This is a genomic window from Acinetobacter sp. YH12144, from assembly GCF_013418345.1.
In the GTDB taxonomy this organism is placed as follows: Bacteria; Pseudomonadota; Gammaproteobacteria; order Pseudomonadales; family Moraxellaceae; genus Acinetobacter; species Acinetobacter amyesii.
In genome coordinates this window covers 17,717-39,369 of record NZ_VPCD01000015.1, presented here as the reverse complement: position 1 = coordinate 39,369, position 21,653 = coordinate 17,717, and the positions used below count along the sequence as shown (strand labels likewise).

The following is a 21,653-nucleotide window of genomic DNA, read 5'->3' as shown; positions in this document are numbered from 1 at the left end:
GACCTATTTATATAGGTCTTTTCTTTGTATGCATGACTTTTGTATGTGTGAATGATGATGCAGTTGAATGTCTTGTGATCTACCTAGACGGTATTTTTGCTGAATTTTGGTGTTCGAGTAAACCAAAAGAGTTGTAGTGTTCCAATGCAGAGTACGCATGCGGCTAAAATAAATTGCTGTGAATAATCAATACCAATTCGCTGTAAAAAACTAAAGCTTAAACCACCGATCAATTGAATAGATGCAAAGCACAGGGTTGCAATACTCCAGAGCTTTTTATAGGCGCTACCATAGATTTGCAGAATGGTATAAGAGGTGAGAAAAACCACTGCTGGATTGAGCAGGCCTGTAGCAAAAGAAGATAAAAAAGTAAAAAGTGGATGGATATTAATAATTGCTATAAAAATCGCCAAGACATAGCTGCTATATAATATTTTAAGAGCACTAATATTTCCCAGTTTTTGTGCTAGGCAGTAAGCAGCAAATGCTCCTAAAGCACTTCCTAGACCATATAAAATCCAATTGAAATTGATCCCGATCGGGCTTAGGTGTAGGGTGTGAGTTAAATAGTCAATCCAAAATAATGAATGGGGCACGTAAGCAAAAGCACTGGTGCTATACACGATTAAGAGACAATAGAAAATTCCATCAACTTTATGTTCTGCAGCTGAAATCGTGGTGAATGATGTGAGCTGTGTTTTAAAACTCTTCAAAAGTACGCTGAGTAAAATACAAATCAGGCTTGAAAAAGAAAATAAAATCAACCAAGCCCACTTTGTCGACATTTGTTGGATGTAAGGCAAAAATAGCGTTGCCATTAAGACCCCCAAGCCAATGCCGCTAAAACCAATAAAGTTGATTTTAAAGCGATCTTGAAGCACTGAACATTGGGCAACGACACTTGGGGAGAGGATCATCAGTAAGCCGCCACTGATCCCTGAAATTACGCGCCAAGTGCTGTACCAAATTTCTGAAAAACCTGAAAATGCACAACTGAGTAAACTGAGTGTCCCTGCAATAGCCGCGAGTTGGATGTAGCTCACCATGCTTTTATTTTGGGGTAATTTCATGGCCCAAAATGCGCCGATTAAGTAGCCGAGCAAATTGGCACTACCTAAGATGCTGGCAAAACTTGAGCTCCAACCAAATGCTTCGCGGGTTGAAGGGAGGAGTGCGGTATAGGAAAAACGTAATATCCCGATGCCTAGGCACATGCTTAGACAGAGAAATAGGCTCAGTTTAATTTTGTTTGAGAACATCCCGTACTCATGTGTTTTTATGATTGGTTAAAAAATAACATGAATATGCTGTAGAAAAATCAACAGATCTTAAAGTTTTGACTAAGGTCTAAGCTCAAAATAAATTTATAAAAACTTAACTATTCAAAAAGATAGCTGTGGTGTGAGTACAGTAAGAAATCAAATTTAAAGATACAGTAATAAAAAAACCGTACATGGCGTACGGTTTTTTTATTTTTAAAGCACTTATGAATTAACGCATTTTCGCCAAAAAACGACCTAAACGAGTGAGTGCTTCACGTAGTTCATTTTCAGCAGGCAAGAACACCACACGGAAATGATCAGGTGTTGGCCAGTTAAAACCCGTACCTTGAACCAACAGTACTTTTTCAGCACGGAGGAAATCCAACATGAATTTCTCATCGTCTTGAATTGGGTAAATTTCAGGGTCCAGTTTAGGGAAGCAGTACATAGCACCCTCTGGTTTCACACAAGACACACCCGGAATATCATTCAACATTTCCCAAGCAATGTTGCGTTGTTCATATAAACGTCCGCCTGGACGGATTAAATCATTAATCGATTGATAACCGCCTAAAGCTGTTTGAATCGCATATTGCGCTTGGTGGTTGGCACATAGACGCATTGAAGCCAACATATCTAAACCCTCAATGTAGTCTAGCGCACGTGATTTATCGCCTGTAATTGCCATCCAGCCTGAACGGTAACCTGCAATTCGATACGCTTTAGATAAGCCATTGAATGAAATACATAGCTGATCGCCTGCCAATGACGCAACAGAGACGTGCTCAATACCGTCATAAACGATCTTGTCGTAAATTTCATCAGCAAATAAAATTAAGTCGTATTTCTTCGCAAGAGCTACAATTTGCTCAAGCACATGACGTGGGTAAACCGCACCTGTTGGGTTGTTCGGGTTAATCACCACGATACCGCGGGTATTAGGGGTGATTTTACTTTCCATGTCGGCAATATCTGGATACCAGAAATTTTCTTCATCACATTTATAGTGAATAGCTGTACCGCCAGAAAGGTTAACTGCTGCTGTCCAAAGCGGATAATCTGGCATAGGCACTAGCATTTCGTCGCCATCGTCGAGCAAGCCTTGCATTGCCATCACGATCAGTTCAGATACGCCATTTCCGACATACACGTCATTGACGTGCATGTTTAAGATGCCTTTTTGTTGATAATACTGACAAATCGCTTTACGCGCAGGGAAGATGCCTTTTGAGTCGGTATAACCAATTGCATTAGGCAGGTTGAGTGCCACGTCGTTAATAATTTCTTGAGGTGCTTCAAAACCAAAAGGAGCAGGGTTACCAATATTTAATTTAATAATTTTATGGCCAGCCTCTTCCATCTCATTGGCCGCTCGCAACACTGGTCCGCGAATGTCGTAGCAAACATGCTCGAGCTTAGACGATTTCTTAATTTCGCGGGGGGTGTTAAACGTATTCGGCATTTTTATATTCTCGGAAAGAGTGGAGGTCACTTTTGCATAACGGTATAAATAGCTTTTAAATGTCTCGGTCGTTACTAAATCGAGATGATGTTCGTCTCTGAGTAAAGCAACTATTTTTTCATGCGTAAACCCTGCCTGTTGATATTGTTTGATCACGGGCAGCAGATTTTTAAAAATTACGCTCTTTTTCTGCGACATTTTTTAATCCTGAGCAAGAGTAGCGCTAAGATTATCACTAAAGGTGCTCACAAAAAAGCATTTAATTTTGTATTTTGCTCACCACGATTTTATATTTGCTTACTTTTTGCTTTTTGGGTCATTATATAGATTTTGTAAATTGTTGAATAAAGACTAGAAATTTAAGATTGAATGACGTAAATATAGGATTATCCTATTTTAAATACCACGATATAAAGGGACGTCATCATGGGAAAACTCAATAAAACAGAAAGAGAATGGCAAAGAGAATTGTCGCCAGAAGAGTTTCGCATAACGCGTCAGAAAGGCACGGAGCAAGCTTTCACTGGAAAATATTGGAATACGAAACAAGCTGGCACGTATGTATGTCGTTGTTGCGGGGAACCGCTTTTTTCTTCTGAAACAAAATACGATAGCGGTTGTGGTTGGCCGAGCTTTTATAAGCCGATTGAACCTGCTGCAGTAGAAGAAAATGTAGATACGACACACGGTATGGTCAGAACAGAAATTGTTTGTCATCATTGTGACGCACATTTAGGGCATGTTTTCCCTGATGGACCACAGCCGACTGGATTGCGTTATTGTATTAATTCAGCATCCTTAGAATTAGAAACAAAAGAAAAAAATGATGAGGAAACTTATCCATGACCACCATTCACCAGTTTGAAGCAGAATTACTGGACGGAAGTAATAAATCCTTTGCAGATTATGAAGGCCAGGTTTTATTAATTGTAAATACCGCTAGTAAATGTGGATTTACTCCTCAATTTGCTGGTTTGGAGAAAATTTACGAACAATATAAAGATCAAGGTTTTGAGGTTTTAGGTTTTCCATGCAACCAATTTGGCGGACAAGATCCGGGTTCAAATGATCAAATTGGCGCATTTTGTCAAAAAAACTATGGCGTATCTTTTCCGATGTTTGCCAAAGTGAATGTAAAAGGCCCTGAAGCGCATGTGATTTTCCGTTATTTAACCAATAACTCGAAAGGCGTATTGGGTAATGGTATTAAATGGAACTTCACCAAGTTTTTAATTGGCAAAAATGGGCAAGTTATTAACCGCTATGCACCCACGACCAAGCCTGAAACATTGAATGAAGATATTGAAAAAGCTTTGGCTCAGTAAAATGAAGTGAATCATTGGCCGAACTGAGGTTGATATAAAGGCGCGAAAGCGTCTTTATTTTTTTGGATGTTTTATACTGACGTCTCTTTATTTGAAGGTCATAACATTGTTTAGGCAGATAGTTAAACGTCGAATTTGTGTTTTAACGGTTTTTTTACCCGTATGTGTGGGTACAGCATGGGCAGATAGCAATCTGAGCGCATCTGAAGTTGTAAAAACGTCTGTTGATGCCAGCAATCTAGACCGCACGACAGATGCTCGGGTCAATGCATTATTGCAATTATTAAAAACACCTGTTGAAGAATACCAACCTACGCGTGTTGCCGATGTAATTGATCCACATGTCAAACCGAAAATGTATGAAGTCTCTTGGGTAAATGCACCACAATATGTGCTGTCTGCGTCTGAAATGAAAACATATAAGCATCCTGTCAAACTACAGCTCACCGTGATTGCTGCAACAGGCTATATTGGTAGCTCAAAACTCATCGCAAGTTCAGGCTCTAAAAGCTTTGATCAAAAAGTACAAAAATCCCTATTGGTTGCGCGACTTGAACCCATTCCGATGGTCGATAAAAATCTCAGTTATACCGTTGAACATGAATTTGCTATTCATCCACCTCAATAAGCCTGTAGTAGAAGGCATATGTTAATCATTGTCTTAAGCTCCGAGAATGATTTGTCATTGTTTGGGTTTTCATCTGATAGATGAAGCTTGAAAATTGGTTTCATGAGTGGAAATTAAATTACTTAATCCTTGTGTATTTGATGAATGAAATCGCTCTTCGGCAATCAGGTGGGTGTAATTCATTAAGTTGAGCTTAATAAAAAATTACAATTAAAAAATAAAAAGTAATAAATAAAAAGCATCGTAAAAGATGAAATGAAAGAATAAATGCTAATCATTATCATTTATTATGTGTGCGTATTTTCTAGGATTACTCTCCCAATGTTAAAAATGAAGCAGCTCTGTGTGATGATGGCGTGTGCTACACAAGGGTTCACATATGTTTATGCGAATGAAATCGCTGAAACGGAACATCCCGCTGCCAATATCGATAGTACTGAAGTTCAAACGCTAGAAGCCATTAATGTGGTCGTGAGAGCGGATGCTTCTGCAAATGGCTTGATGAAGCCTTATACAGGGGGGCAAGTCGCGACAGGTGGTAAAGTGGGCATTTTCGGTAATCAGAAAAATTTAGAAACACCATTTAATATCACTAGTTATACCCAGCAATATATTCAAGACCGCCAAGCGAAAAGCGTTGGGGATGTGCTACAAGCAGATGCTGGTGTGCGTACCGCCAAAGGTTATGGGAACTTTCAAGAAGCCTATTTTATTCGTGGTTTTGCACTGGCATCAGATGATACGGCATATAACGGCTTGTATGGCATATTGCCGCGCCAATATATTCCAACAGAACTGTTTGAGCGGGTAGAAGTCTTCAAAGGTGCTTCGGCATTTTTAAATGGTGCAATCCCGGGAGGAACAGGAATTGGTGGTTCAATTAACTTGCTTCCGAAACGAGCCAGTAATGATCCCTTAACACGTGTGACGGTGGGGACAAACTTCAATGGTGCCTATGTGGCATCGGATGTATCACGTCGCTTTGGGACAGATGATCAATTTGGAGTGCGGGTCAATACCGCTTACCATGATGGTGGAACCGAGATTGACCAAGAAAAGAAAACACTTGGATTGGCTTTGATTGCTGCGGACTACAAAGGGGAGCGTCTCCGCCTATCTGGTGATTTGGGGTATAACAATAACCGCCTTGCAGAAAATCGACCGAGTTTACGTTTAAGCAATGCGGTTACACAGCTTCCGAGTGCAGCCCAATATGCTAATTATCATGGTCAAGCGTGGACTTATTCAAACGAAGAAGATTTATTCGGAAGTGTACGTGCAGAATATGACATAACCGATGCAACGACAGCCTATGCAGCATATGGTTTTCGAACATCAGAAGAAGCCGGTGTTTACTCAAGCCAGCAATTAAGTGATACCGCAGCAGGAACAGCAAAACTTTCTGCATCGATGATTCCACGTAAAGATCGCAATCATTCAGCAGAACTGGGTGTGAAAACTAAATTTGAAACAGGTGCTTTAAAACATCAAGTGGTCGCTTCTGGTTCTTTATATCGTGCAGATAAACGCTATAGCTATGGATATGCCACCAGTTTGAATGATAATTTTTATGATCCGATTTACACCGAAGATTCAAACATTGACAAATGGTTGGGGGGAGAAGGGACTTATCCAAAAGCGGGTGTCAGTACGTTGAAAAGTTTTGCCTTGGGCGACAATATTTCGATGTTAGATGATCGTTTAACGCTCATGCTGGGTGCGCGTTATCAGGAAGTTGATCAAGACGTATATTCTTACGGAACCTATAAATACAATATTAATAAAAATCAGCTCACACCAGTATTGGGCGTGAGTTATAAATTAACGCCTGAATGGTCTATGTATGCCAATTACATCGAAGCTTTGGTTCAAGGCGAAGCGATTTTGGATAGCGAAGGCAACAACTTTATTGCCGATCCATTTGTGTCGAAACAAAAAGAACTGGGCGTGAAATATGAAAATGGCTTGATTGGTGGAACATTGAATTATTTCTATACAGATCGCCAAAAAGCCTCAGTGAATAGCTCAGGTACAGCACAAATCAGTCAAGCGACGAATATTCACCAAGGGCTTGAATTTAATGCCTATGGTCAATTAACAGATTCAATCAAAATATTGGGCGGCGCAACTTGGATTGATACCGAGCAAAAAGACACTTACCAAGGTTTATTTGATGGACATCGTGTGATCGGTGTGCCGGAGTTCCAAGCCAATGTTGAAGCGGATTGGAAACTACCGATTGAGCAAGATATTAGTGTAAATGGGCGCGTTGTCTATACGGGTTCAACTTATGCAAACAATGCCAACACATTGAAACTTAAAGATTGGACACGTGTAGATTTGGGTGCAAACTATAAAACGCAAATCAAGAGTGTACCTACCAGTTTGAATTTTAGTGTGACTAATGTTTTAGATAAAGACTACTGGGCTTCGGCATCTGTGAACGACTATACGTATTTGTCACTGAGCGAACCTCGAACATTTAAATTGAGTGCTACATTTGATTTCTAATGGTTTCTCAATAATTGATTCTTATTGAATGTTTCTAAATAGTTATTACTAAATGATTTTCTTTGAATGATGTTTAAGAAATAACTCAAATAAAAATGCCCCAAATCTGGGGCATTTTTTGTTCTAAGCAAAACGCTTTAAATCAATTAAAGTACTGCTTTTAAGCGACGAATCACTTCTTCACATTGGGCAATATCGGCAACAAGGGCTAAACGCATATGATTTTCGCCCGGATTACCTTGTGCTGTATCACGCGATAAATAACGGCCTGGAAGCACTTTAACGTGTGCTTTTTCCATGAGCATTTTGGCAAAGCTTTCATCATTATCCACTTTTAACCAGTAGTAGAACCCTGCATCAGGTTTTTGTAATGGTAGTAGGTGACCCAGTTCGCGTTGGAATAATTCAAATTTTGCACGGTACTGGACGCGGTTTTCTTCGACGTGTGCTTCGTCATCCCAAGCTGCAATTGAAGCTAACTGGTGTTGAACAGGCATCGCAGCGCCATGATAAGTACGGTATTGTAAATAAGGTTTTAAAAGCGCAGCATCACCTGCAACAAAGCCAGAACGCATACCCGGTAAGTTAGAACGCTTAGACAGTGAGTGGAATACCACGCAGTTCTTATAATCATCACGGCCTATTTCAGCACAGACTTCAAGCAGACCAACAGGTGCTTCATCAAACCAAAGCTCTGAGTAGCATTCATCAGATGCAATCACAAAATTATATTGGTCAGACAGTGCAATCAGTTTTTTAAACTGTTCTTTAGAAAGTACCGCACCTGTAGGATTACCCGGTGTGCAGACAAACAGTAAAGCGGTTTTTTCCCAAACTTCAGCTGGCACAGCGTCAAAGTCGCCAAGGTAGTTATTTTCTTCTGTACAGTTAATGAAGTAAGGTTCTGCACCCGCAAGTAAAGTTGCGCCTTCATAGATTTGGTAGAACGGATTTGGCATCACCACATATGGGGCATCTTCACGTTTAATCAAAGCTTGTACAAACGAGAAGATCGCTTCACGTGTACCAGACACAGGCAATACGTTGGTGTCTGCACTGATGCTATTGAGTTTAAAGCGACGAGTTAACCAATTTGCAATGCTCGTGCGAAGCTCAGGTAAACCCTTGCTGTTTGGGTAAGTAGATAAGTGTTGAAAATTATCAATAATGGCCTGTTTCACAAACTCCGGTGCAGGATGCTTTGGCTCACCAATCGATAGGGGAATCAAAGGCAAATCTGCGGGTTTCACATCCTGAAATAGCTTATTTAGCTTTTCAAATGGATAAGGGTGCAATAATGACAAACTGGAGTTCATGGAATGGATACCGATAATTTAAGTTAATGATGACTACAAACCTGATTCGATGCTTCATCGAGTGCTGACTTTAACTGTGCAGCAAACGTTTCCGCTTCTGAATCACTCATAGGTGAGCCATCTTTTTTAGTGACATAGAAAATATCTTCAGCACGTTCACCGAGCGTTGCAATTTTCGCAGAGTGAATATCTAAACCTTGCATCATAAATAAACCACCAACTTTAGCAAGTAAGCCCGGATGGTCAAGTGTCGCAATTTCAACCATATTTTGTTGAAGTGCTTCATTGAAAGAAATACTCACGGTATTTTCAATATCAAAATGACGCAGTTGACGTGGGATACGACGTTGCATCAGGCCTGGATACTTGTCAGATTGGCTCAAGGCTTGTTTGAGTGCTTCAATAACAGTTTGCTCACGTTCAGGATCTGTTAATAAAGTGCCAAAACGGTCAAGTACAACATAAGTGTCCAAACTAAATGCAGTGGATGCAGTGATAATTCGAGCATCCTGAACATCTAGATTCATTCTGTCCAAAATAGCCACTGTGGTCGCAAACAAGTTAGGTTGATCTTGAGTGTAAATAAAGATCTGTACCGCATCTTGTGCAAATTTGCGATGTGCTCGCATCATCACCAATGGTTCTGCATTATTGCCATGTTTTAAAATGGCGCGCGTATGCCATGCGATTTCATCGGCAGATTCTTTCAGGAAATATTCATCACCGAGTTCTTGCCAAACGGTTTCTACATCGTAGAGCGCAAAATCGTTGACTAACAGTTCACTGGCCGCAAATTTGGTATCTTCAATCAGCATTGGATAGTCTACTGGACGACCCAAACCTGAACGAATCACATCACGCGCTTGTGTATATAGTTGACGCATAAGTGATGCACGCCATGTATTCCAAAGCGTCGGATTGGTTGCGTTAATATCTGCAACCGTCAAGGTGTAGAGATAGTCGAGATGCTCCATATCGCCCATTTTCTCAGCAAATTCTTTCACCACGTCTGGATCGGAAATGTCTTTTTTCTGAGAAGTGACAGACATCAATAGATGGTTTTGAATCAACCATGCGACAAGGTTGCATTCACGTTCAGTAAACCCATGGGTACGGCAGAAATCAATTGCATCCGCTGCACCAAGTTCACTATGGTCACCACCTCGGCCTTTGGCGATATCATGGAAAATTGCCGCTAAATATACAATGTCACGGCGCGCCAGTCGTTGGAATACGGAGCTAACGACAGGGAAGTCCTTGGCAAATTCAGGTTCTTTAAAACGGTTTAAATTACGTAGTAATAATAGGGTGTGGGCATCGACAGTATAAATATGGAACAAGTCGTATTGCATGAGTCCCATGATTTGCCCAAAGGCAGGAATATAGTTGCCGAGCACACCATAACGTTTCATCGCCACCATGGTGTCGTATAACCGGTAGGGTGAGCGAATGATCGCCATAAATAAGGCTTGATGTGCAGGATTGTCACGGAAGTTTTGATCAATACGTTTTGCCGCAAGAGACAATAGACGTAAAGTTCGGGCACGAATGCCTTCAATTTCCGGACGATTCGCCAAGAGGTAGAAAATTTCTAAAATAGCACTTGGATTTTCAGAGAAAATTTTATGATGCTGCACCGCCAATTTGCCATCAACTAATTTGAAGTTGGCATTGATTTCTTCAATCTTACGTTCATAGTCAGGCAAGCGCGGTGTGATGACCGATTCATTGAAATAAGCCAAGAGCATTTCATTTAAAGTCGTCACTTGCTGAGCGCTACGGTAGTAACGTTTCATGAACTGTTCGATTGGATAATTCGGTGATTTGCCTTCTTCACGCTGATAGCTAAATTTAGCGGCAATGTCACGTTGATAATCAAACAGTAAGCGGTTTTCGTCGCGCTTGGTTAAGCGATGTAAATGATGACGGATTTCCCAAAGAAAGCTTTCTGTTTCTTCAAGAACGCCAAGTTCAAACTCTGAAATAAAACCTAGATGTACAAGGTCATAGATGCGATTGACACGGAAATGACGCTTTGCAATCCAACCGATTTGGTTGATGTCGCGGATACCACCGGGCGCATTTTTAATATCGGGTTCTAAGTTGCTTTCGGTATTGTTATGTTGAGCATAGCGTTTGGCTTGCTCTTGCATTTTGGCATCATAGAAGGTTTTATCCGTCCATGTCTGTGACACGATACGGCGTGGCCATTTGGCTAGGTGTTCATTGCCCACAATCAAACGTGCTTCGATCAGCGCTGTTGCCACGGTTAAATCATTGGTGGCTTGAGCAACACAATCGTTAATAGTACGTACACTGATGCCCGGTTTGAAATTACCAACATCCCAAAGTGTTGAAATAAAGCTGGAGATGAGTTTTTCTTGTTCTGGGCTGATTTCATCCTCAGACAAAATCATGATATCGACGTCGGAGTATGGCAGCATTTCACGGCGACCATAGCCACCTACAGCAAACAAACCGAGATCGGTTTGGTCGAGTTCAGCATGTGTCCATAAGAACTTTAAAGCTTCATCGATTAGATTCGATCGCGCCAAAATCACATCACGAATCGACTGTCCATTTTCAAAGCATTCCTGTAGCTGATTTTCAACATCTGAGCGCCATTGGTTAATCGCCTGAATGTCGTGGTTACTTTTAATGTAATTCAGCAGAGGAAGCGTATTGATCATGAACAGTGGTCCGTTAAGGTGTTACAAACTTAGTTTTGTTGAACACTGACTTGTTGTGCAGCATGTTGAGCAAGTTCACGCGCGTGATCTGTGGTTTCAGCGCGTGCTGTTGCTACGCCCATACGGCGACGTTTAAAGCCTTCTGGTTTACCAAAGAGGCGTAAATCGGTGTCTGGATTAGCCAAAGCAAGATTTAAGCCAGTAAATGATAAATTGGTATCATCCACGCCTGCATAGATGACTGCGCTCGCAGCAGTACTGTGTCGAGCAGTATTCACAGGCAGACCAAGAATGGCACGTGCATGCAGTTCGAATTCGCTTTGGAATTGCGATGCAAGAGTGACAAGGCCTGTATCGTGTGGACGAGGTGATACCTCACTAAACCATACTTTATCGCCTTTGACAAACAGTTCCACCCCAAAAATGCCACATCCACCTAATGCAATGGTTACTTTATTGGCAATACGCTTGGCTTCCTCTAATGCAAGAGCAGTCATAAGTTGTGGCTGCCAACTTTCAACATAGTCACCAGAGTCTTGGCGGTGGCCAATTGGGTCGCAAAATGATGTTTCAATTTCACCTGTTTCTGCATTTTTAGCTCGAACAGTCAGCAGGGTGATTTCAAAGTCAAAGTCAATTTGTGATTCCACGATCACGGTGCCTTGATTTACACGTCCACCTGTTTGTGCATATTCCCAAGCAGCATCGACTTCATCAAAGCTTTTTACACGTGACTGTCCTTTACCCGAAGACGACATGACAGGTTTAACAAAGTTTGGATAGCCAATGTCATCGCATGCTGCACGGAACGCTTCAAGGGTATTGGCAAATCGGTAGGCTGAAGTCGGGAGTCCAAGCTCTTCGGCAGCTAGACGGCGAATCCCTTCACGATTCATCGTCAGGTTGACAGCTTTTGCAGAAGGAATGACAGTGGCAATCTTTTGTTCTTCAATCTCGACCAAAACTTGAGTCGCAATGGCTTCAATTTCAGGGACAATCAAATGAGGCTTAACTTGAGAAATTAAGGCTTTAAGTGCCTCGGGATCTGCCATATTTAAAGTATGAGAAAAATGTGCAACTTGCATGGCCGGAGCATGGTCATAACGATCGGCAGCATGAACTTCTACACCCAAACGTTGCAATGAAATCACAACTTCTTTACCGAGTTCACCAGAACCTAACAGTAAGATTTTATACGCTGAAGACTGAAGTGGAGTACCAATAGTGACGCTCATGTAATCATCCATGCTTGATTTTATGGGAATTTAAGCATAGCAGAACTTGTTCGAGAGATAAGCGAGTGTTCACATAAATAAATGATATTGTCCAACAATTTTTTTTATATCTTTATGGGTATGCGTTCGTGTAATTATTTACCTGTGAAAATCTTTAAAAAGTGGTATTTAGTTGTTTTTATTTAAATTCACTTTAAATATACCTGCATTTTTTACAGATGCAGGGAATGGCTCAATATCCAAATTTGCACATTGAAGCGCACAAAGCTGTATAGATGTTTGGCGGAAATTGGGCTAGTACAGCAATCCGAGCAGTGGTGCGACACATATGCATAAAATCAATATTAAGCCAATTAAAATGGCAGTGAAATAGAGTGCGTCTGCAACTACCGATAGAATGTGAAATGATGAATTGAGCCATGAACTGAGGCTAAAAATGCACAATAGAAAAATCAATAAAAAACCCGCCAGCTGCAGAAAATTGCTGAACAGGCGGGGCATCGATATGTGTGAAAACATCAGGCGGCGTGGATGTAAGTGCAGAATCTGCTGTGTGTAGTTATATAAGCCCACAATCGTCTTTTGCTGATTTTTCTCTATATAAATGGCGCGGATCTGATCTGCAGGTTGGTAATGTACAGCGCAGAAATTACCACTGAACAGCTGGCTTTGAATGAAGCATTGAAAATATGTACTTTCGATGGGTTTTTGCAGTCCCCAACTCAATTCAGATGGTTGTCTAGAATGAATATAAATTTTGCCTTGAATACAATGGTACTTTGCCATCTATGGGGTTTCGCTAGATTTTTATGTTATGCGTTGACTATCTCATAAATATTGCTAATTAAAAGGCACAGGCTGAAGAAGCTTGTGCTTGAGGTTTTTATTTGGATTGTCGCTGACTCAGCTTTAGAGATGAAAAGGTATATAGGTATAGACTAAGCCGTAAGTCAGTGCCGCAGTCAGTGTAGCAGGGACAATTTTTTTAAACTTGAAATACAAGCCTGCAAGCACAGCAAATCCAACTAACATGGCAAAGCTTTTATTTGGAGTTTCAAGCAGCGGCGGTAAGGTTGCAACCACCAACATTGAACTAATTGCGGCAATACCAATCGAGCCCAAAGCGATTTTGAGCCATAAAGAACCACGCTGCTGTGAACCTTGCTGAAATTTCTGAATTACAAAAAATGGCCCAAACCGTGATGCAAAATTCGCAATCCCGACCAAGATCCCAACCAAGATAATTTCTAGATTCATGATGCTTCACCCATATGTTCAGGATCAGGTTTCTTTAAGACATAATGTTTGAATAAACCGGCAAAAATACCAGAAGAAATACCGATAAAAATCGCAGCAGACAAGTCGATAAAGTAGCAGGCAATCGCAGAAACAATAATTGTAACCGTGACCACAAATGTATGTTTTTTCTCAAATGCTGCGAGTAAAAAGCTTAAAAACAATGCAGGCAGTAGGAAGTCGAGTGCGGCTTGTAAAAATTGTGGAAGGTTGCTGACTTGATCGGCAAATAAACCGCCTAAAAATGAGCCTGTTGCCCAGGACAGCCAACTAAATAAGCTGAGTCCTAACATCCAAGATTCCGACCATTCTTGACGACGTTGCGACAGTTTGATCATGCCTGATGCGAAAACTTCGTCGGTTAAACCCCAAGCCCAAACTGCCGTTTTCTTTAAATTGAGTCGGTCTTGAATCAGGTTTTGTAAGGCAGGGCCATAGAGTAAATGGCGGATATCGAGGGCAATTACAGTAAGAGCAGTCATCCAAATGGATGTTCCACTTCCCAGTAACGCCACGACGAGAAATTGACTGGCACCTGCATACATAGAGCAAGATAAAAATAATGCTTCCCATGCAGTGAAGCCAAATTGAGTCGCAGAAACCCCAAATGCAAAAGAAACAGGAAGATAGGTAAAGATAATGGCTTGACTATCTTTAGCACCTTGCCAAAAACCCGCAGGCTGAACTGTAGGAAGTTTGTGCTCAGACACGACACACCTTTGAAAGAGTTGAACAACAGGTCAAATGATGATTGAGTATTGTACGCGAATTCACTAGCATATTGCCGAATATGTTTGCTGAAATGAGCCGGATATGCAGAGGTTAAAGATGCGTGGGATACTGATTGTTTCATTATTGAGCAGCACGGTGTTGTTGCAGGCCTGTGGTAATGATGGAGCTGAACAAGCTCAAGTCGAAATTAAAGCAGCACCTAAATTAACCAATGATGCAACGGAGTATGCTGCCAAAGCTTGGGCGTTTATCAATGAAGTCGATCCGATTGTTTATGCAAAACAAGTCGATCAGATGGAAGAGAAAGTTCGTATTCCAGCGCGTAAATTGAGTACGGAATGGCGTATCAATGTCAAAATGACCGATTCTGTTACGGAAGGCAAATACGCGCTGTGTCGTAAGGCTTTGACAAGTTTGGAAATTTGGGCACGTGAAAGTATTGATCAGAGTTCGACTGTTGCACAGAAGCAAGCAGATTATGAGCGTGATAAAAATCAATGCAAAGGTGCGATTGAAAACCCTGAACTCGGAAATACCGATCCGAAAAAAGTAGGCATTTAACCCGATCAAAGCAGTGAATTTTCACTGCTTTTTTTTGGAAAATATCAAAAACAAGAATAAATCTATAAGAGAGGATTGGAAAATCCTCCTAAAATCATCGCTATTTTATATAAAAATTAAATCAGTGCGCTGCCGTAGTATTGAGCTAAATTCCAAATTGCATGGTTGTTTTCTGAAGTTAAATAGATAAAGCATAGATAATGAATAGTAAAAATATCTTTTGAGAAAAATTTATTGATAAAAAATCCCCCCATTTTAGAATGCCAGTCGTCTGACCTGCTCTTTAATTAATATCTTTAAAATATTAATAATATAAAGTATGGATAATGTGATAAAAAATTAAAATTATCATTATTTGATAAAGTATGTAAAAATTACTACGTAAAAGATGAAGTATGTAAATTAAATTAAAGACGTTGAATAGGTGATTAAGATGAAAAAAACATTAATGAAGTTATCGGTTTTGGCTGTTTTGACTACAGCGGTCAATGTACAAGCAGCGACTGAAGACAAATCAGAAGCATCAACTCAAGAAGTTGCAGCATGTACAAATGGTTTTGACAGTGTAAATGTTTGCCAATTATTGTCGTGATCAAAACTCGATAAAGCGAAGTGCCACAAATAAAAGCAAAATAACTATAAAGAATCATTCTGGTGCAATTAAATGCACTTATTTGAATCACAAATGTCAGACATCATGCACAGGAAGTGCATGAGCAATCTGATGTAACTGCGCTAGATCTAAAATTTCAATTTGTTTAAACGCAACACGAAGCACCTGCATTTTTTCCAACTGCTGAAGCTCCTGATTGACTGATTGTCGTGAGCAATTCATCAGTTGCGCAAGTTGTTCCTGCGAGATGTATATGGTGTGTTGCTCAATTTCCAAATGATTTCCATATCCATTTAAAATAAACAGCAGACGCTGTGCGAGACGTTGACTTAAACTTTGCGTTTGTAACGCTATGAGTTCCATAAAGGCATAGCGAAGCTTTTGACTGGTGAGCTGGGCAATATGAAACCAAAACTCAGGGTGTTGTTGTAATAATTGCTGAATTGCTTGAGCCGGTAGGTGTAATAAGGTGGACTTTTTGGTACAGATGGCATCGTGAGAACGTGGTAATTGGTCAACCAAGGATATTTCGCCAAACCACATAATCGGCTCAGCAATGGCGGCAATCGCTTCTTTGCCATGAATATCAATATAGCCTAAGCGAACTGCGCCTTCTAAGACCGCATACATACCATTAAAACGCTGTCCTGATAAAAAAACACGTGCGTCTTTTTCGAAAGCTAGGGTTAAGGCATGGCGGCAGATAAAGTCTTGGAAGGAAAGATTTAAGCCTGAATACCATACATTTTTATTGAGTTGATGCACATATTGAGCGTCCAGCACAGCATAATTGATGCATTTTTTATATAGTGAAATGAGTAAATGAACAAGGAGTAAGTTAATGAGCAAACTTGAAAGACTGCTAAGCCAGTATGCAGCATATCATTTAGATCGAAAAAATGTGCTGACGCATTTTGTGGGTATTCCGCTTATTGTGTTTTCGATTATGTGCCTAACAGCACGAGTAGGGCTAATGATTTCAGGTTTTGAACTGACCCTTGCATTGTTGTTGATTATTGCCAGTGTAATTTATTACCTGAGTTTAGATAAAATTTTCGGTTTGATTATGCTTTTGGTGTTTGCCGTCACATATCCCTTAGCCTTAATGATCGCAAAAATGAGCCTTATGTCATGGTTGATCTGGAGTGTGGGGATCTTTGTTGTGGGTTGGATCATCCAATTTATCGGTCATTATTATGAAAAGAAAAAGCCTGTGTTTATGGATGATGTTATTGGCTTGGCAATAGGGCCTTTATTTGTTCTAGCTGAGTTTGTGTTTCTACTCGGCTTTCGTAAAGAGCTTGAACAACGCATGTTGACAGAAGGAAGAAGACAGCGTGCAGAGATGGATGCAAAAGCATTACATATTGCTCACCCATAAATGAGTTGAATAAAAAAGCCGGATAATTCCGGCTTTTTTTGTGCTATGTGTTAATTCTCAACTGTTTAGGATTTCACAGCAGCTTTATGTTGTTCCGCTGCGACCTTTTGTGCAGCGATTTTTGCTTTTGCGTCAGTATTTGCAGCTTTGGCAGCATGGGCTGAAGTTTTAGCTTCTGATTTTGCTTGTGTTGCAAGATGCTGTGCTTGAGCTGCATCATGTTTTGCTAATTTTTGATTATGTTTCACTTTACTCTGAGCCAATTGGCTGGCTTGTTTTGCATCGTGTCGAGCGACTTTTGCATCATGCTGCGCAACTTGTGCTGCATGTGTAGCAGTACGTTCCTGATGTTTTGTATCTTTAGCAATGGAAACACAAGTACCACCTTTATGGTTTGCACCTGTACCACCTGTAAGTGTGGTGCCTTGTGGACATGCAAACGCAGTTGCACTAAGCATTGTAAAGATACCTGCTGTTAGAATTGTGCTGATTTTTTTCATTGCTATTGTTCTATGAAAATAGGCATTAGTGCCTATGGGTAAATTTATAGCAGAACGGTAGAGATTTAAGTCTTTGCACTGTGGTGACTCAGCAACCAAATCATGTATTCGTGTCGATATAATTTTGTTTTTAAGCAGGTTTTAAGTTTTTAAATATGCTTATTTTTTGGCTTCATCATTTGCCTAAAATTAAAGAAGCCAGCAAATTGCTGGCTTCTTATGGGTGCTGTTTTATACGTTAAAACGGAAGTGTAAAACATCGCCATCTTGAACGATGTATGTTTTACCTTCTAAACGCCATTTACCTGCTTCTTTAGCGCCAGCTTCACCATTGTATTGAACGAAGTCGTTGTAGGCAACACATTCAGCACGAATAAAGCCTTTTTCGAAGTCAGTGTGAATCACACCTGCAGCTTGAGGTGCAGTTGCACCAATTTTTACTGTCCAAGCACGAACTTCTTGTACACCAGCTGTGAAGTATGTTTGAAGGCCGAGTAAGCCATAACCTGCACGAATAACTACGTTTAGACCAGGTTCTTCCATGCCTAAAGCTTCAAGGAATTCCGCACGGTCTTCGTCTTCAAGTAATGAAATTTCTGCTTCGATTTGGTTGCAAAGTGGAACCACAATCGCATTTTCTTCAGCAGCTAATTTTTGTACTGCTTCTAAGTGAGGGTTATTTTCGAAACCATCTTCTGCAACGTTGGCAATATACATGGTTGGTTTAAGGGTTAAGAAGCCATAACCACGCACCAATTTACGTTCATCTTCATCAAGGTCAGCTGCACGCGCAGGTTTACCTTCATCCAGTAAAGGTAAGATTTTGTCTAAAACAGCTTTGGTCGCAATCGCTTCTTTATCGCCACCTTTTGCAGATTTTGCTAGACGTGTAATTGCTTTAGAAACAGCTTCTAAGTCAGCAAGTGCAAGTTCAGTGTTGATTGTTGCGATATCGTCAAGTGGGTCAATTTTGCCATTTACGTGAATGACATTCTCGTCTTCAAAACAACGTACAACATGTGCAATAGCATCCGTTTCACGAATGTTGGCTAAGAATTGGTTACCAAGGCCTTCACCTTTAGATGCACCAGCAACGAGACCTGCGATATCCACAAATTCCATCGTGGTTGGGACAACACGTTGTGGGTTTACAATTTCAGCAAGTTTATCCATACGTGGGTCAGGTACAGGTACAATCCCAGTATTTGGCTCAATTGTACAGAATGGGAAGTTTTCAGCAGCAATCGCAGCTTTGGTTAATGCGTTGAAAAGCGTTGATTTACCAACGTTCGGCAGGCCGACAATACCACAGTTAAAACCCATGAAATAACTCACAAAGTATTATAAAAAAATTGTGGATGATTTTACATGAAAGCCATAATAAAGTCAGGTGATATGGGCAGGAGAATGTATATCTTATTGAATCGCGCAGAGATAGAGATGAATTCACGTCTGAATAATGCTTGAGTTGCACTACAGATGCAGAATAGGTGCAAAAATGACATTGTGTTTCAATAACACAGTGACTAAAGTATCCCTATAAAATTACTGGGTTTTATAAACTACAGTTACAACAAAAACTTGGAGCATTTATGCGAACTCTCTACCAGTTTCCACTCTCACATTTTTGTGAAAAGGCGCGCTGGTTACTCGATCATAAAGAGTTGGATTATGTGGCTCATAATTTAATGCCGGGTGTACATCGTGCATTTGCACAGCTTAAAACAGGGCAAAACAAATTACCGATTTTACGTGATCAAGATCATTGGGTTGCAGATTCAACTCAAATCGCCTTTTACTTGGATGCGACCTACCCCGAACATAGTCTGATCCGTCCAGATGTCAAACTGCGTGAAGACGCTTTAGAAATTAATGAACTCTCCATTGAGTTAGGGCAACATGTGCGCCGTTGGGGGTTGGCACATGTATTAAATGAAAGTGAAGAATCACTTGATATTTTAATTGGTGAAAAAGGCTATTTACGTCAGTTTGAAAAATATTCAAAACCGATTATAAAGGCACTGGTTTCTAAGGGTTATCAATTAGATACAGATAAGGTTGCGGCTTCACGTGAGCGACTGGATGAAATTGTGGTTGATTTAAATCAACGTCTGATTGAACAAGGTGGGCGTTATTTTGTGGGCGACCGATTAGGTTTAGCCGATATTGCGGTGTGTTCAATGTTAGCGCCGTTATTAGAGGTTGTCGGAACGCCGTGGGAAAAAGAGCATGGCGAAACCTTGTCAGAAGAGTTCAAAGCTTATAAAGCCTATTTGAGCGATTTGCCTTTAGGTCAATATGTACAACGCATATACCAAACAGAACGGAATGCACGGGTAGATTGGCGTGGTGTATAAGCCCTTTATATGAAACTTTGCGTCATACTGCTTAAAAAAAGCGCGCCTAATGGCGCGCTTTTTTTAAGCCACTTAATACTTACTTGGTAATATAAAAAATCAAACCGTGATGAAAAAACATTCATTTAATCAAGATATTTATGCAAATTATTATTTATATGATGCATCTGAGCTTTATTATTTTTAATAAATCATGCTATACATGAGAAAACTTGCACATAAATGCTGATTTTAAAATTTAAAATAACATTGAAAATGACAACAGGTGTTTGATGAATCGGGATCATCAGCACTGTTTTCAAAAATGGCTGGAGTAGACCGATGGAACTAGACCGTTTTGATAAACAAATTTTAGAAATTTTGACCCATGAAGATGTCAATTTAAATGAACTATCAGAGCGGGTGAATTTATCGGTCAGTTCCGTTCATCGGCGGATCAAACAATTGATTGATCACAATATTATGAGCGGTTTAAAGCGTGAAATTAATTATCAGAAATTAGGGTTTAGTCTACATGTAATTTTACAGGTGTCACTCAGTAAACATGATACGGATACTTTTGCAAAATTTTTAGAAGAATTAGAAAGTATTCCTGAAGTGATTAATGCATTTTTAGTGACAGGGCAGTCAGCTGATTTCTTGGTTGAAGTGGTGGCACGAGATATGGAAAATTACAGTGAAATTTTACTCAAGCGTATTGGAAAAATTGAACATGTGGTCGCATTACACTCGAGCTTCGTGATTAAACAATATAATGTCTTTAACTGTAATGGATTGTTAAATAAGGTTTGAGTGCTGCACTTAATTCAAACTCATTATCCGTTGAAAGCTTAGCAATAAAAAACGCACCGATGGGTGCGTTTTTTATTTCATAATGAAGAAATTATAGGGCTTCTAACTCAGCCATCACTTCATCGGTGAATTCAACGTTGGTATACACGTTTTGAACGTCGTCAAGATCTTCAAACATATCAATCATTTTGATGATTTTTTTCGCTTGTTCGATATCTGAAATTAACGCTTTCGTTGAAGGGTTCATGACCACTTCTGCGTTATCAGATTTTAAACCTGCTGCTGCAAGCGCATCCTGAACTTCACCGAAAGTTTCAGGTGTAGTGATAACTAGAATTTCTTCTTCGTCCACTTCGATGTCTTCAGCACCCGCTTCTAAAGCGATGTCCATAATTTGATCTTCTAAAGAAACATCTTCAAAAGTAATCTCACCACGTTTGGTAAACATATAAGCCACTGAACCTGCAGTACCTAAATTACCATCAGTTTTAGAGAAGCAGTGACGAACGTCAGGAACAGTACGGTTCAAGTTGTCAGTCATTGTTTCAATGATGACAGCAACACCACCAACGCCATAACCTTCGTAAGTGACTTCTTTTAGATCAGCATTTTCTTCACCGCCCACACCGCGTTGGATTGCACGGTTAATGGTGTCACGTGTCATGTTTGCAACTAATGCTTTTTCAACAACAGCACGTAAACGTGGGTTAGACGCTACATCACCGCCGCCTAAACGTGCAGCTGTCACGATTTCACGGATAAATTTTGTGAATACTTTAGCGCGGCTCGCATCTTGTTTTGCTTTACGATGCTTAGTATTAGCCCACTTGGAATGACCCGCCATGCGAAATATGCTCCTTGTAGATTGGCCTTATGCCTATCAAATTGAGCAAATTCTACCATAATGGCTTTTTTGTGTGAAAGTACTGGATTTCATGAATTGAGTAGTTGAAAAAAAAATATCCAAATTTGAGAAATTAATGCGAAATGTC

Annotated in this window: 20 protein-coding genes; 9 read left to right on the top strand and 11 right to left on the bottom strand. The window is 40.3% G+C overall.

Annotated features, from left to right (window positions below):
* Nucleotides 1-83: 83 nt before the first annotated feature.
* Together FTU79_RS11115 and FTU79_RS11110 are read right to left on the bottom strand one after the other, a co-directional pair.
* Nucleotides 84-1,259 (bottom strand): YbfB/YjiJ family MFS transporter, encoded by a 1,176-nt coding sequence (locus FTU79_RS11115; RefSeq protein WP_180009464.1) that lies wholly within the window; start codon nt 1,257-1,259, stop codon nt 84-86.
* A gap of 232 nt (nt 1,260-1,491) precedes the next feature.
* On the bottom strand, nt 1,492-2,922 hold the full coding sequence (locus FTU79_RS11110; RefSeq protein ID WP_078189059.1) for a pyridoxal phosphate-dependent aminotransferase: 1,431 nt from the start codon (nt 2,920-2,922) through the stop codon (nt 1,492-1,494).
* 228 nt (nt 2,923-3,150) lie between these two features.
* Between FTU79_RS11110 and msrB the strand changes: the two genes are divergently transcribed.
* From msrB to FTU79_RS11090, 4 genes are all read left to right on the top strand, one after another.
* The gene (gene msrB / locus FTU79_RS11105; protein WP_180009463.1) at nt 3,151-3,570 is read left to right on the top strand and encodes a peptide-methionine (R)-S-oxide reductase MsrB; all 420 of its coding nucleotides are present in this window, start codon (nt 3,151-3,153) and stop codon (nt 3,568-3,570) included.
* A complete protein-coding gene (locus FTU79_RS11100; protein ID WP_180004104.1) occupies nt 3,567-4,049 on the top strand; it encodes a glutathione peroxidase in 483 nt (160 codons plus the stop codon). The genes msrB and FTU79_RS11100 overlap by 4 nt, the downstream gene beginning before the upstream one ends.
* A gap of 106 nt (nt 4,050-4,155) precedes the next feature.
* The gene (locus FTU79_RS11095) at nt 4,156-4,677 is read left to right on the top strand and encodes an energy transducer TonB (protein ID WP_180009462.1); all 522 of its coding nucleotides are present in this window, start codon (nt 4,156-4,158) and stop codon (nt 4,675-4,677) included.
* Nucleotides 4,678-4,998: 321 nt separating this feature from the next.
* Nucleotides 4,999-7,188, top strand: coding sequence for a TonB-dependent siderophore receptor (locus tag FTU79_RS11090; RefSeq protein WP_180050084.1), 2,190 nt, complete (start codon nt 4,999-5,001; stop codon nt 7,186-7,188).
* 146 nt (nt 7,189-7,334) lie between these two features.
* Here the strand turns inward: FTU79_RS11090 and dapC are convergent, their stop codons facing one another.
* From dapC to FTU79_RS11065, 5 genes are all read right to left on the bottom strand, one after another.
* Nucleotides 7,335-8,504, bottom strand: coding sequence for a succinyldiaminopimelate transaminase (gene dapC / locus FTU79_RS11085; RefSeq protein WP_180050082.1), 1,170 nt, complete (start codon nt 8,502-8,504; stop codon nt 7,335-7,337).
* Between the two features lie 23 nt (nt 8,505-8,527).
* Nucleotides 8,528-11,194 (bottom strand): [protein-PII] uridylyltransferase, encoded by a 2,667-nt coding sequence (glnD, locus tag FTU79_RS11080; protein ID WP_180050080.1) that lies wholly within the window; start codon nt 11,192-11,194, stop codon nt 8,528-8,530.
* Between the two features lie 29 nt (nt 11,195-11,223).
* Entirely contained in the window at nt 11,224-12,429 is a 1,206-nt protein-coding gene (purT, locus tag FTU79_RS11075; protein ID WP_180050078.1) for a formate-dependent phosphoribosylglycinamide formyltransferase, read from the bottom strand.
* A gap of 909 nt (nt 12,430-13,338) precedes the next feature.
* Nucleotides 13,339-13,686, bottom strand: coding sequence for an L-valine transporter subunit YgaH (gene ygaH, locus FTU79_RS11070; protein WP_078189050.1), 348 nt, complete (start codon nt 13,684-13,686; stop codon nt 13,339-13,341).
* Nucleotides 13,683-14,435 (bottom strand): AzlC family ABC transporter permease, encoded by a 753-nt coding sequence (locus FTU79_RS11065; RefSeq protein ID WP_078194362.1) that lies wholly within the window; start codon nt 14,433-14,435, stop codon nt 13,683-13,685. Before FTU79_RS11065 ends, ygaH begins: the two co-directional genes overlap by 4 nt.
* 103 nt (nt 14,436-14,538) lie before the next feature.
* On the opposite strand from FTU79_RS11065, the gene FTU79_RS11060 reads away from it, so the two are divergent.
* On the top strand, nt 14,539-15,018 hold the full coding sequence (locus FTU79_RS11060) for a hypothetical protein (RefSeq protein WP_180027232.1): 480 nt from the start codon (nt 14,539-14,541) through the stop codon (nt 15,016-15,018).
* Nucleotides 15,019-15,451: 433 nt separating this feature from the next.
* Nucleotides 15,452-15,610, top strand: coding sequence for a hypothetical protein (locus tag FTU79_RS11055; protein ID WP_227591814.1), 159 nt, complete (start codon nt 15,452-15,454; stop codon nt 15,608-15,610).
* Between the two features lie 96 nt (nt 15,611-15,706).
* On the opposite strand, the gene FTU79_RS11050 is transcribed toward FTU79_RS11055, so the two are convergent.
* A complete protein-coding gene (locus FTU79_RS11050; protein ID WP_180050076.1) occupies nt 15,707-16,414 on the bottom strand; it encodes a Crp/Fnr family transcriptional regulator in 708 nt (235 codons plus the stop codon).
* A 58-nt stretch (nt 16,415-16,472) separates the two neighbouring features.
* On the opposite strand from FTU79_RS11050, the gene FTU79_RS11045 reads away from it, so the two are divergent.
* Nucleotides 16,473-17,012 (top strand): DUF962 domain-containing protein, encoded by a 540-nt coding sequence (locus FTU79_RS11045; protein WP_180050074.1) that lies wholly within the window; start codon nt 16,473-16,475, stop codon nt 17,010-17,012.
* A gap of 65 nt (nt 17,013-17,077) precedes the next feature.
* Here FTU79_RS11045 and FTU79_RS11040 read toward each other — a convergent pair whose 3' ends face one another.
* Both FTU79_RS11040 and ychF read right to left on the bottom strand, forming a co-directional pair.
* A complete protein-coding gene (locus tag FTU79_RS11040; protein ID WP_373685369.1) occupies nt 17,078-17,470 on the bottom strand; it encodes a hypothetical protein in 393 nt (130 codons plus the stop codon).
* Between the two features lie 273 nt (nt 17,471-17,743).
* Entirely contained in the window at nt 17,744-18,835 is a 1,092-nt protein-coding gene (ychF, locus tag FTU79_RS11035) for a redox-regulated ATPase YchF (protein WP_078189045.1), read from the bottom strand.
* A gap of 269 nt (nt 18,836-19,104) precedes the next feature.
* Between ychF and FTU79_RS11030 the strand changes: the two genes are divergently transcribed.
* Both FTU79_RS11030 and FTU79_RS11025 read left to right on the top strand, forming a co-directional pair.
* The gene (locus FTU79_RS11030; protein ID WP_168379640.1) at nt 19,105-19,869 is read left to right on the top strand and encodes a glutathione S-transferase family protein; all 765 of its coding nucleotides are present in this window, start codon (nt 19,105-19,107) and stop codon (nt 19,867-19,869) included.
* A 321-nt stretch (nt 19,870-20,190) separates the two neighbouring features.
* Nucleotides 20,191-20,661 carry an Lrp/AsnC family transcriptional regulator gene (locus FTU79_RS11025; protein WP_180050071.1) on the top strand — a complete coding sequence of 157 codons (471 nt, stop codon included), beginning with the start codon at nt 20,191-20,193 and terminating at the stop codon, nt 20,659-20,661.
* Between the two features lie 91 nt (nt 20,662-20,752).
* Here the strand turns inward: FTU79_RS11025 and FTU79_RS11020 are convergent, their stop codons facing one another.
* Nucleotides 20,753-21,505 carry a YebC/PmpR family DNA-binding transcriptional regulator gene (locus tag FTU79_RS11020; RefSeq protein WP_078189042.1) on the bottom strand — a complete coding sequence of 251 codons (753 nt, stop codon included), beginning with the start codon at nt 21,503-21,505 and terminating at the stop codon, nt 20,753-20,755.
* Nucleotides 21,506-21,653: the final 148 nt, after the last annotated feature.